Consider the following 12,575-nt stretch of genomic DNA (forward strand, 5'->3'; position numbering starts at 1 on the left):
GAGCGAACCGGGGGGAATCGGTACAGGATTGATGGAGCATGGGGGCAGACCTCCGGGGGAAGACGGGGAGAGCCGCAGTGACCACCGTGGATCCGACACGGGCCGACAACAGCGGGAGTTCCGAGGAGAACACCGCGGCGCGAATACGACTGCCCTCGCAGCGCTGGCCCGCCGAGGGCGCGGACGCCGCGGAGGGCACACCGGGCGCGAGCCCCGCCGAGGACGCCGGTCGGGCGCCGGCGGAGCCCGGAGCCGACGAGCCCCGGCCGGCGGAGGGGCGGGTCCGGCGGCTGTGGCGCTTCATGCGCCATCCCGTGCCCGCCGCCCTGACCGTCGCCGCGCTGCTGCATGTGGTGTGGGTGGCGCTGCTGGCCAACAGCGGCGGCGATCTGGCCGCGCAGGACGCGTGGGCGGAGTTCGCCCTGCAGCATCCCGACTCGGCGTACAACCTCGCCTGGTACGGCGGGATGCACCCGGTCTCGTACAGCGTTATCTCGCCATATTTGATGGCGGTCCTCGGTGTGCGGACGACGATGATGATCGCGGGCACGCTGTCGGCCGGGCTGCTCGCGCTGCTGCTGTGCCGCAGCCGTGTGGTACGGCGGCCGCTGTGGCCCGCGATGTACGGCGCGTTCGCGCTGGTCTGCAACGCGATCTCGGGCCGGGTGACCTTCGGGCTCGGCGCGATGTTCGGCCTCGGCGCCGTGGCGGTCATCTTCGCCTGGCCCACCAAGTGGCGTTCCCGGCGCTGGCACCACAGGATCGCCCGGGCGCTGCTGGCCGCGCTGCTGGCCGCCCTCGCGACCATGTCCAGCCCGGTCGCCGGGCTGTTCGTCGGGATCGTGGCCGCCGCGCTGTGGCTGACCCGCCGCCACCCCGCCTCGTACGCGCTGGGCATCACGCCGGTGGTCGTGGTCGGGCTGTCGGCCTGGCTGTTCCCGTTCTCCGGCGAGCAGCCGATGAGCTGGCCTTCGACGATCCTGCCGGGCATCAGCGGTCTCGCCGTCTTCCTGTTCGCGCCGAAGGGCTGGCGCACCGTCCGGGTGGGCGCGGCGCTGTATGTGATCGGCGTGGTGCTGACGTGGCTGATCCCGTCCCAGATCGGCACCAACATCCAGCGCCTCGGCATGATCTTCGGCGGGGTGGCGCTGCTCGCGGTGCTGACCTCCCGCCGGGTGCCGCCGCGCGCCAAGTGGCTCACCACGGGCCGGGGGCGGGCGTGGACGGCGCTGGTGCTGTCCCTGGTGACGGTCACGGTGTGGCAGGGCGTGAAGACGGGCGACGACGTCATCCACACCACCCCCTCGGCGTCCTGGGCGCGCGAGCTGGCGCCGCTGGTCCACCACCTGCAGCGGGTGGAGGCCGACCGGGGCCGGGTCGAGGTGGTGCCGGTGCGCAGCCACCGCGAGTCCTCGGCGCTCCCCCGCTACGTCAACCTGGCCCGGGGCTGGACCCGGCAGGCGGACATGGAGCGCAACCCGCTCTTCTACCAGGAAACGCTCAGCGCGGACGACTACCATGCCTGGCTCAAGCGCATGGCCGTGCACTTCGTGGTGCTGCCGGCCGACGAGCCGGACCACGCCGCGCGGCTGGAGGCCGAGCTGATCTCCAAGGGCCTGCCGTATCTGCGCGAGGTGTGGGGCGACGACAACTGGAAGCTGTACGAGGTCAAGGACCCCACCCCGATCGCCGACCCGCCGGCGACGGTGGAACGGGCCGGCGCGGACAAGCTGGTGCTGAAGGTGCGCGCCAAGGGTCCGGTACTCATCCGCATCCCGTACTCGCCGTGGCTGGGCCTGGTGGACGCCAAGGGCCACCGGATCAAGGCGCCGGAGGCGGAGGGGGACGGCCTGCTGCCGGTCAACCGGCACGGCTGCCTGACCAAGCAGGTCTTCGAGCCGAGCAAGGAGGGGGAGCCGGAGGACGAGTGGACCGTGCTGCACGCCCCGCACCCGGGCACCTACCGGATAGCGGGCAAGTACGACCTGCCGCGCGGCACGCCCTGCCCGGAGGAGATGGCCCCGTAAGCCGGCCCCGGCGGGGCCGGCCCGGCCCGGGAAGCACCCGGGCCGGGCCGCGGGCCACTAGCGGCACACCGTCGACGGCCAGGGCTGGTGCTCGTCCCCGCCCTGCTCGGTGCTCCGGTGGACCTTCTCCAGGCTGCCCAGCAGCGGGCCCAGGCGGTTCTCCTTGTCCGCGTCCGGATAGCTGAGGAAGGTCAGGACCGCGCGCTGGAAGGCGAGCCGCATGCGCGGCGGCATGGCGTCGGACGCGTCCAGGCACAGCGAGGAGGACTGGAGCGTCCGCGCGATCGACTGGGCGATCCTGTCGTCGCGCTGGACGGACACGGGCACCTCGCTGTTCGCGGAGAACGGCCTGGCGGAGCCCGGAGGGGTGTGCTCGGCCCAGGTCCGCTGCCCCTCGACCCCGGCGAGATAGCGCAGCAGCTCCCGCGCCTGCTCGGTGTGGCCGGTGTTCTTGAACAGCGCGGCGAAGTCCCCGGACACCTCGTGGGCGCCGCCCGGCCCGCCGGGCGGCCGGGGCGGCCCGAGCACGTCGGAGGAGAAGCCGAAGCGGGCCCGGTGGGGGCCGGGGTAGCTGCCGCGGATGAAGGAGCCCTGGTGTTCCAGGGCGCACGGCGGGCGCTTGGCGAACAGCTGCTTCCCCGCCGCCCGGAAGTCGGTGCCCAGCGCGGCCTTCGCGGCCGCCCCCGAGAACAGCTCGCCCCAGGTCCGCCAGGCCCGGGCGACCCGCGGGTCGTCCCACGCCAGCTCGCCCGTGGCCCAGCGCTCGTAGACCTGCTTGCCCTGCTGCCGCAGCAGGATGTCCTCGATCCAGTCCGTGCCGGGCCAGCCGGAGGTGGCGCCGTCGCCCATGCCCACGCACCACTGGCGGCCGTCGGCGGCCAGGGCCGGGAGGTCCCGGGGGCGGTGGCGGGTGCCGTCGTACCAGACGATGCCCTTGAGGTCGGCCTTGACCGCGATCCCGTAGACCGGCCCGTTCTCCGTCAGCCGGGGCGTCCACAGCGGGGTGTACTCCCCCTCGGGGACCACCGGGCCCAGCTCGGCCAGATAGCCGTTCGCCGCGTACGCGGTCAGCTCCCCCGAGCTGGGCAGCACGGCGATGTCGGGCGGGGTGCCGGAGCGCACCTCGGAGAGCAGCACCTCGCGCAGCGCGGTCGTGCCCTGGTACTCGACCCTGATGTGGTGCTCGGCGGTGAAGGCGTCCAGCACCTGGCGGAAGGCGTCCTCCTCGGAGCCGGTCCAGGAGGCCAGCACGCGGATCGTGCCGCCGGACCGCTGGGCGCCCGCGTCGCCCGTGCCGAGGGCGCACAGGAGCACCAGCCACAGGGCGAGCACGGCGGCGGTCACGTTCGGGCGGGTGGCGGCGCTCATCGGGCCCGGAACCTGTACTCGTCGATGCGCGGCTGGAGCCCGACCAGGACGAGCGCGGCGAGGAGCACCCCGCCCATCGGTATCCACGCCACGGCGCCGGTGCGCCAGTGGGTCTCCGCCATCTTCGTGCTCACCCTCTTGTTGGTGGTGTCGGGGGCGTTGCCGATGTTCGGCTGGCGCAGGCTGGTGCGGGCCTGGGACAGCCGGTCCTGCGTCTGGTAGCTGAGGACGGCCAGGGTGGGCACCGCGAGGAGCAGCAGCCCGGTGGCCACGAGCAGGGCGGGGTTGAAGCGGCGACGGAAGCGGTGGCGCAGGAAGCGCTGGGTGCGCACCAGCAGCACGGCCGCCGCGAGGTACGCCGCCGGGACCAGCACCCACCACGCGAGGGTCAGCAGCCGGCCGAAGGAGGTCTGCTGGTCGAGCAGGCGGAGCTGCTTGCCCTGCACCTTCGCCAGCCGGGCGAGGATGTCGCTGTCGCCGGGCCGCACCCGCGCGGCCGAGCCGTCGCCGCCGCGCAGCATCGTTTCCGCATAGCCCAGGTAGGCGTCGCGGAGGGCGGCGTTGTCGCGGTTGACGTACGCCTGCTGGATGAGGTCGCCGTAGGAGGAGACCAGGCCGGTGACGGTCAGCAGCGACTGGCGGGCCGAGGTGCCCGCGGTGGTGCTCTTGAGGGCCTGGGCCAGGGCCTGGTTGGCCGTGGACAGCGTGGTGCGGTAGTCCTCGCCGAGACCCTCGATGTCCCCGGTGCCACCGGTGAGGCTGCGCTCCGCGCCGTCGTACGAGTCGTCCAGGGCCACCTCGGCGGCGGCCACCTGGAGGATCGCGGGGGCCGACTCGTCGCGTACGGCGTGGGTGTTGCGGCTGACGCCGTAGTACGCGGTGAACAGCGCGGCCGTGACGGCCGCCGAGAGCAGCAGCAGCGTCATCAGGCGGCGGACCAGGAAGCCGCGGGTGCCGGTCACACCGCACCGGCCGGGGTGTCGGGGCCGAAGGGGGTGCCGCACTGCTGGCAGAAGGCCGCGCCGGCGGGGGCCAGGCGCGCGCAGTCGGGGCACTCGATGTCGGCGGGGGCGGGGGCGGGGGCGAGGGGTGCCGGGGACGCGGCGGGCGCGGCGGCTGCCTGGCCCGCGCCCCGGTAGCGGCTGCTCTCCTCCGACAGCACCATGGCGGAGTTCAGGTCCAGGGGCCGGATCCGCTCGCGCAGCCGCACCTCGCCCGCCGCCGCGTCCACGATGTCGACCAGCCCGCGCAGCCGGTCCAGCATCTTGCCGTTGCCGAGCTCGTGGGCCAGCCGCACGGCCCGGCCCCAGTGCGCCAGGGCCTGCCGGGGCTCGCCCGCCACATACGCGTCGTAGGCGGCGGTGACGGCCAGGCCCAGGGCGTCGTCCGTGCCGTAGTGCGCGAGCCGGGGGTGGATACGGGAGGACAGCAGCGGGTCGTCCGTCCAGCGGACCAGGACGGACCGCGCGGCCGGCATCCGCACGCCGCCCGCGCCACCCGCGCCGCCCCCGCCTCCCGCGCCTTCTCCGGAGCCCGCGCCGCCCCCGCCTTGTCCGCCGCCCCCGCCTTGTCCGCCGTCCCCACCTTCTCCGCCGTCCCTGCCTTCTCCCGCGCCCTCCGCGCATGCCCCGGTGTCCTCCGCCGGCGACAGCGCCACCTCGGCGAGCTCGATCTCCTCGTCCTGCGCGTCCCCTTCCGGGTCGGCCAGCACGCACAGGTGGTACTCGCGCACCTCGTCGCCCCACGGCCCGGTGGTCCACTCCCAGGTGCGCTCGTCGGGCCGGACGCCCTCGGCGGTGAGGTCCACCCGGGTCGGGTACACCTGCTTGACCATGCCGACCGCGCCGCCCGCGCGCGTCCGCACCCGGATCCGCACCCCGGTCAGCGCCCTGGCCATCGAGCCGCGCGCCATCGCCTCGAACTCGGCCGGCAGATCGGAGACGTCGAGCACCGCGTCCGCCCGGCCGCGCAGCCGCCGCACGATCTCCTTCAGCTCGACGGCGTCCCAGTCGTCGCCGATGCCGCGCGCGTCGCAGCTGAAGCACGGCGCGCACTCGTCGAGCACCCGATCCAGATGGCCGGGCTCGTCGTGCTCGTTCTTGCCGTCGGTGAGCAGCAGGGTATGCCGGAGCGGCGCGGGCTGCCCGGTGTGGAGGCGGCGGGCGAGGTCGAGCCAGGCGCCGATCGCGGTGCCGCCCACCGGGGTCAGCCGCGTCGCGGCGCGCGCGGCGGCCGCCTTGGTGTCGGGCCCGGCGACCGCGACCCCGCCGGTGGGCGGATAGACCACCTCCGCCCGCTCGGTGCCCCGGACCACCGCGAACCGCGTGCCCTCGCGCAGCGCTTCCACGGCCGCGACGGTGGCCTTGCGGGCCGCCCGCATCTTCGGCGCGGGCCAGCTCATCGACGAGGAGCAGTCGATGACGATGACCTCGCAGGCCGCGGCGCGCGCCGCCGCCCGGCCCAGCCCCCGGGCCTCGACCCGGACGATCGCGTGCATCTCGGCGCGGCCCGCGGCGGCCGGAAGGTACTCGTTCTGCTCCACGCTCAGCAGGAAGGCCGGGCCGCCGTCCTCCTCCGCCTCGCCGTCCGTCGTGTCGTGCTCCGCTGTCGCTGTGTCCTGGCTCAACCGATCCCCCTGTCAGACGCGGGTCATGGGCCTGACGGCGTTGGCCCGGTCGACCAGCACCTCCAGGGCCTCCGGGCTGTCCGCCTGCCGGGCCAGGGCCCGCAGGGCCTCCTCGAGCCTGGCCCGCACCACGGTTTTCTCGTCCGGCTCCCCGAACAGCGCCCCCGGCTGCCGCACGCCGCCCTGGCCGCCGCCGTACCGGAGCACCCAGTCCAAGGCGGTCTCCAGCACCTCGGCCCTGAGCCGCTCCCGGGCGTGGCCCTTGGCCCGCCCGTCGTCCAGGTACAGCCGCGGCAGCCGGGTCAGCGCCTCCGCGAAGTCCGCCTCGGTCGGCAGCCCGTCCGGGTGGCCCAGCCGGCCGGCCAGCACCCGGACCGTGGCGATCTGGGCGGCGTCGTGGTGGCGGGAGACCTTGGGCACCCCGCTGAGGACGTCGACCGCCCCGGTGCGGTCGCCCGCGGCCAGCCGCAGCCGGGCCAGGCCGAAGGCCGCGCTGCCCTGCGAGCGGTTGCGCTGCCAGACCGCCTGGTAGAACAGCTCGGCGTCGGCGTGCTCGCCCAGCTTCTCGGCGCAGTACCCGAGGGCGAGCTTGGGCGCGTACTCCCCGGGCAGCGCCCCGTACACCGCGTCGAACTCCTTCCGGGCCGCCTCCACGGCGCCCTCGGCGAGCCGCACCAGCGCGCGGTGCCAGTTCAGCCGCCAGTCGTACGGGGCGGCGTCCGTGCCGACGATCCGCTCGGCGGCCCTCACCTGGGCGTCCGCCTCGGCCGGCTCGTCGAGTTCGAGATGGGCGCGGCAGGTGCGGAATCGTATTTCGGCGGACTCGTGCGGGAAGGCGCCCAACTGCTCGATCAGCCGCCGCGGACCGCTGCTGGTCGGGGTGTTGAGCAGTGCCGCGCCCGGGTCCCCGGGGTCGGGGAACGGCACCGGCAGCCCGGGCGGCACCTCGGCGGGGCCGGGCCGGCCGTCCGCGAGCACCGGGCGGGCCTCCCCGGTCAGCCAGCGCTCCAGGCCCGGGATCCGGCCGAGACCGGAGTCCAGCAGGGCCGCGGTCGGGGCGAAGAGCGTGGACGGCTCGGGCTGCTCCCGCTCCAGCCGCAGCGAGTGGATCTCCCGCAGCACGCCACGCAGCTGCTCGGCCATCTCGCGCGCGGAGCCGAACCGCCGCCGCGGGTCGTGGGCCGTGGCGCGGGCCAGGAGCCGCCCGTACGACGCGGCGCCGAGGCCCGGCGGCCGCTGCGCGGCCCGCTTGGCCTGCTGGGACAGGCTCCCGAGGGTCTTGCCGACCCCGTAGATGTCGTGCAGCTCGGTGAGGGCGGCGGCGCCGCGGTAGACCACCTCGGGGGCGGCGAGCTTCTCGGTGATGACGGGCCGGCCGTGCCGCTGCCCCAGCCGGCGGACCGCGCCGAGGTCGATCACCTTGACCCGGCCCTCGTAGTGCATGACGTTGCTCGGCTTGAGGTCGCAGTAGACGAGCTTCTCGCCGTGCAGATACTCCAGCGCGTCCAGGATGTGCGCGCCGTAGGTAAGGATGTGCTGGTGGACGCGGGGCCCGTCGAACGGCGGGACGGACCGCGCGATGTAGTCCCTGATCTGCGCGAGGGTCACCCCGGCCACGAACTCCATCACGATGTAGCCCCGCAGGCGTCCGCTGTCGTGGTCCGGGTGGGACACGTAGTTGATGATGCGCAGAATGCCCGGGTGGTCGAGCAGGGTCAGATAGCGGCGTTCCTCGATGGCAGCGTGCTGCGCGGCCTCGTCGTCGTCGTTGAGCAGCCCCTTGACGGCGACGGGCTGGTGGTCGAGCTGGGTGTCCTCGGCGAGGTAGACCCAGCCTTGCCCGCCGTACGTGACACAGCCCACCACCTCGTACTGGCCGCCCAGCAGGTCCCCGGGGCGCAGTTGCGGGGTGAAGTCGAAGGGGTGGCGGCAGCGGTGGCAGACCCCGGCCCACAGCGCGGGCTGCCCGGCGTAGGGCGCGCCCACGATCTCCTCGCAGTCCGGCCCGGCGCAGGGCTGTCCCTGCGGGGGCGGCTGGGGGTCGTCGTCGATCAGATGGCGGAGGGAGGGGAGTTCGACCCGCGGCAGGTCCATCAGTCCCTCGCCCGCGGGCCGGACGGTGAACTTCCGGGCGACGGCGCGGCGCTGGGCGCGCACGGCGGTGGCGGTCGACTCGGACTCCAGGAGGCCGGCGGCGGAGGCGGGCGCGTCGGGGACGGGGCGGGGGCCGGGCAGGGGGCCGGTTCCGGAGGGGCCGCCCGGGGTGTGGCCCAGCGGCCTGCGGCCGCACTCCGGGCAGAACCCCCGGGCGTTGATCGGGGCGCGGCCCGCGGCCGGGCAGTCGGGGCGGACGCAGACCGCCGCCCCGCCGCGCGCCCCGCCGTTTCCCGCCCCACCCGTCGCCCCGCCTGCCGCACCGTCCGCCGTCCCGTCCGTCATCGTCCCCGTTCCTCCCCGTTTTCCGCGCATCGGCCCTGGGAGGCCGCCTACGGCCCGATCTCGTTGACGGCGCGCACGAACCGGTCCACCGCCTCCTGCGCGGCCGCCACGTCGTACGGCGCGGCCTCCAGCAGCTCGACCGCCGCGCGCTGGAGCGGGATCAGCTCGGGGTGCTCGGAGATGGCCCGGGCCCCCGCGCCCGCGGCGGAGGCGCGCAGCAGCCCCTCCAGCTCGGGAACGCGCCTGAGCTGCTCCTCGGCCGCGCGGAGCGCCGCTTCGGCGCGCCGCAGGGCCGTGGCCACGGAGTGCTCGAACATGGCCAGCTTGGCGATGATGTGATGGGTGTGCAGCCCGGGGTCGGCGCGCAGCCGGAGCAGGTTGATGCGCAGCACGGCGGCGCTGCGGGTGTACGGCGGGCCGGGCGCGGGGGAGAGCAGCGCGCGCCGCTCGGCGGCCTCGCGCTCGCGGGCCTCGGCGCGGGTCACCTGCCCGGCCAGCTCCTCCAGCCACGCGTCGATCCGCGCCCGGTCCGGGCGGAACAGCCGCTCGGCCAGGCGCAGCCCCGGCGCCCCGGGGTCGCGGAAGACCAGCATCAGCCGGCTGCCCTGGTCGGCGAGCAGCTTCATGAAGCGGACCATGGCCTCCGGGTCGTGGGCCCGGTCGACGCTCACCGCCACGATGGTCAGCGGCACCGCGTTGGCCCGGATCCGGCTGAGCGGCGAGGTGTCCCCGAGCGACTTGAGGTCCATCCGGTCGGCGACCCGCTTGGCCACGTCGGTGTCGGTGCGGCCGGTGACGTCGAGGGCCAGGTCCAGGCTGCCGATCGGCGGGACCGTGTCGCGCGGCGCGGCGGACAGCGCCTCCTCGGCGCGGCCCCCGGACAGCTCGCGGTCGGCGAGCGTCACGGCCCGGCTGAGCGCCTCGTACCGGTCGCTGTCGTCGTCGGCGATCACGACCGTCTCCACGTCGGCGATCCCCTCCCGCCCGGCCAGGCTCTCCCGCCGCAGCCACAGGGCCAGCCGCTGGGCGAAGCCGATGTCCTGCACCCCGTCGGTGAGCGGGGAGACCAGAGGCGGGTCGACGCCGCGGTGGCCGCCCGGGCGGACCCGGGGCAGATGCCGGGCGATCGTCTCGACGGGGATCATGTACGAGAAGTGCCGCCGCTCGGCGCTGGGCACGCTGTCGGAGTCGTCGTAGCGGCTGACCACCATGCCGATGACATGCCGGGTCTCCGTGTCCTCGACCCCGGCACCGCTGAAGCCGTGCCGCACCACGTGTCCGCGCGACTCCGGGTCCAGCTGGACCCACTCCGCGCGGGGGCCGGCGGTGCCCGCGATCCGGGCCGAGGACCACATACCGTGGTCGTTGCCGTAGGGGAAGCCGCACATCCGCACCGGCCGCCCGGCCACCGGGGGCAGCCGGAACAGCGGCGCGGCGTGCTCGGCGGGCTGCGGGCGGCTGAGGGTCAGCAGCGCCACATCGCCGCAGTCGTCGGCGCGCGGCGGGACCCAGCAGCCGACGGCGACGCGCGCGCCGACGGGCTCGGCGTCGGGCACGCCGACCAGGTCGACCAGGACTTCCGTGGCCGGCACCGGCCGCCCGTCCTCGGGGATCACATGGGCGCACGTCAGCACCGTCTCGCTGCCCAGAAGGATTCCGGCGCCCAGGACCTCGCCGGCCGTACTACGGATCCGTACCCGCCAAGTCCCGTCGTGGGCGGGCGCGTTGGCGGGATTGCCGATTTCCGCCCCCATGTGGCCAGAGCATACGCCCGGGACGTACGGAAGTGACCCCATCGGGCCGATGAGTCACGGGAAAGGGTGAGCGGGAGGGGTGAGGGGGCGTACGTCCGGCTTGCGCCGGTCGCGCCCCAGGGGGCGGTATCCGGACGGCCGGGACCACCACACGGCCTCACCGCGGGTCAGGCCCGGCAGCCACCGCTTCACGCCGTGCACCTCCCGGGCCGGGATCCGCCCTTCGAGCAGCCAGGCCGGTTCCCCGCCCGCGGTCTCCCGGGCGTCGGCGATGTCGGCCTCCGCCGCGGTGAGCTGCGCGGAGACCGGGGCCAGCGCGTCGTGCGGGATCTCCAGCTCGAAGGCGTGGCAGGGCTCGTACACCCGTGTCCCGGCGTCGCGCAGCGCGCGCTCCAGCACCACCGGGGTCAGGTCGCGGAAGTCGCCCGCGGTGCTGACCGGGCTGCAGAAGCCCGAGCGGACGAGGGTGACCACGCAGTCGGTCACCGGCCGCCCCTCGTGGCCCTGGGCGAGCGTCTCGTACACGGTCTCCTCGATGGCGTGGTGGAAGGCGCGGGGGAGCGCGCCCAGTTCGGTCTCGTACCGGAAGGCCGCCCCGGAGCCGGCCGGGGCGGGCTCGACGCGCAGCCCGATGGTGGCCCAGAGGCCGGTGTGCCCGCGCCGGGCGATCTCCTCGCACGCCTCGCCGACGCCCACGGGCCGCTCGATGTGGGCCGGCCGGCTGGGCTCGAAGTCGGCCTCGATGCCGAAGTCGCGGGCGAGGGTCGCCGCGATGATCTCCTTCTGCACCTCGCCGTACAGCAGTACGGAGGTGGCGCCGCCCGGCAGCGCGCGGGTGTGGATCAGCGGGTCCTGGTCGGCCAGGGTGAGCAGGGCGGCGTGCAGCCGCGCGGCGGGGCCGGGGCCGGGCTGCCGGGCGCGCACGACGGTGCTCAGGCTGGGCGCGGCGAAGTGGGTGGCGGTGCCGGTGCCGGCCGTGGTGTCGGCGTTGGTCGCGGTGTCGGCGTGGGTCTCGGCGGTGCTCTTGGTGTTGGTCCCGGCGGCGGCCGGGCCGAGCCGGTCGCCGACCCGTACCTCCGCCAGGCCCCGCACCTTCGCGATGTTCCCCGCCGTCAGCCGCCCCGCCCCGGCCTCCGCGCCGGCCCGGCCGACGACGTCGAGCGAGGTGATCTGGCCGGTGTACTCGACGGGCGTGCCGCCCGGCCCGTGGCGGTGGAGCGTCACCCGCTGCCGCACGGCCAGCTCGCCCGCGAACAGCCGCAGATAGGCGGTCTTTCCCGGGGCGCCGGCCCGCCGCTCCACGGCGAACACCGTCCCCCGCGGCGCGGCCCCGCCCGTCCCCTCCTGGCTGTTCGCCCCGTCCGGGCCGCCGGGCGCGGGCGGCAGCAGGCGCACCATCGCGCGGACGAGCGCGCCGACGCCCTCGCCGCTCAGCGCCGAGCCGAAGAACACCGGGTGGACGCGGCCCTCCGCCGTGCCGGCGGCCAGCGCGGCCCGCAGCTCGGCGGCCGTGGGCGGGGGCCCGTCCAGGACCCGGGCCAGCAGCGCGTCGTCGGTCTCGGCCAGCGCCTCGGCCGCGTGGGCGCGGAAGTCGGCGTCGTCGAGCGACCGGGGCAGGGCGCGGGCGTCCCGCGTGCCCAGGTCCCGTACGGCCGTCATGGCGACCGGGTGCGGGGCCAGCTTGTGCCGGATGTCGGCCAGCAGCCCGTCCTGGCGGGCGCCCGCGCGGTCGATCTTGTTGACGAAGAGCAGGGTCGGCAGCCGCAGCCGCCGCAGGGTCTTCATGAGCACCCGGGTCTGCGCCTGGACGCCCTCGACCGCGGACAGCACCAGGACCGCGCCGTCGAGCACGCCGAGGGCGCGCTCGACCTCGGCGATGAAGTCCGAGTGGCCGGGCGTGTCGATCAGGTTGACCTGGGCCGGCCCGACGGCGAAGGAGGCGACCGCGGAGCGCACGGTGATGCCGCGTTCGCGCTCGATGTCGCCGCTGTCGGTCTGGGTGGTGCCGCTGTCGACGCTGCCGAGGCGGTCGATGGCTCCGGTGTCGAAGAGCAGGCGCTCGGTGAGGCTGGTCTTACCGGCGTCGACGTGCGCCAGGATGCCGATGTTGACGGTCCGGGTGATGCGCGGGGCGCGCGGGGTGTGTGACGTGGGCATGCGTGGAGAAGTCCTCGAGAACGGTCGTCCGGTGGGGGCGCTGGGTCGTTCCGAGGAATCGGCGCATCGCATGCTCCTGTCGCTGGTCGGACGGACGCGGGCCATCCTGTCAGCGTGAGCGGCGGTGTCAACCGAATATCGCACGGCGGAGGATCTTGCCGACGTGTCATGCTTCCGGGCGGAGTCCTATGCCTGCCTGACCGG

At 75.2% G+C, this 12,575-nt stretch carries 7 protein-coding genes; 1 reads left to right on the top strand and 6 read right to left on the bottom strand.

Annotation, left to right across the window (positions count from 1 at the left end):
* Positions 1-77: 77 nt before the first annotated feature.
* Positions 78-2,027, top strand: a complete 1,950-nt coding sequence (locus BBH68_RS16960; RefSeq protein WP_065963276.1) for a hypothetical protein — start codon at positions 78-80, stop codon at positions 2,025-2,027.
* Between the two features lie 57 nt (positions 2,028-2,084).
* On the opposite strand, the gene BBH68_RS16965 is transcribed toward BBH68_RS16960, so the two are convergent.
* Genes BBH68_RS16965 through otr(A) form a run of 6 tightly spaced genes read right to left on the bottom strand, consistent with a single transcriptional unit; the run spans position 2,085 to position 12,371 of the window.
* Complete coding sequence (locus BBH68_RS16965; RefSeq protein WP_065963277.1) at positions 2,085-3,395, bottom strand: ABC transporter substrate-binding protein; 1,311 nt, start codon at positions 3,393-3,395, stop codon at positions 2,085-2,087.
* Positions 3,392-4,357 carry a hypothetical protein gene (locus tag BBH68_RS16970; RefSeq protein WP_065963279.1) on the bottom strand — a complete coding sequence of 322 codons (966 nt, stop codon included), beginning with the start codon at positions 4,355-4,357 and terminating at the stop codon, positions 3,392-3,394. Before BBH68_RS16970 ends, BBH68_RS16965 begins: the two co-directional genes overlap by 4 nt.
* The gene (locus tag BBH68_RS16975; protein ID WP_065963280.1) at positions 4,354-6,021 is read right to left on the bottom strand and encodes a VWA domain-containing protein; all 1,668 of its coding nucleotides are present in this window, start codon (positions 6,019-6,021) and stop codon (positions 4,354-4,356) included. Before BBH68_RS16975 ends, BBH68_RS16970 begins: the two co-directional genes overlap by 4 nt.
* 12 nt (positions 6,022-6,033) lie before the next feature.
* Positions 6,034-8,460, bottom strand: a complete 2,427-nt coding sequence (locus BBH68_RS16980) for a serine/threonine-protein kinase (RefSeq protein WP_079151029.1) — start codon at positions 8,458-8,460, stop codon at positions 6,034-6,036.
* Between the two features lie 47 nt (positions 8,461-8,507).
* Positions 8,508-10,214 (bottom strand): S1 family peptidase, encoded by a 1,707-nt coding sequence (locus BBH68_RS16985; RefSeq protein ID WP_079151030.1) that lies wholly within the window; start codon positions 10,212-10,214, stop codon positions 8,508-8,510.
* 54 nt (positions 10,215-10,268) lie between these two features.
* Positions 10,269-12,371: a tetracycline resistance ribosomal protection protein Otr(A) gene (gene otr(A), locus BBH68_RS16990; RefSeq protein ID WP_065963283.1), complete on the bottom strand. Its 2,103-nt coding sequence runs from the start codon at positions 12,369-12,371 to the stop codon at positions 10,269-10,271.
* Positions 12,372-12,575 lie beyond the last annotated feature (204 nt).

Origin of the sequence: Streptomyces sparsogenes (assembly GCF_001704635.1) — a bacterium.
GTDB classification, from domain to species: Bacteria; Actinomycetota; Actinomycetes; order Streptomycetales; family Streptomycetaceae; genus Streptomyces; species Streptomyces sparsogenes.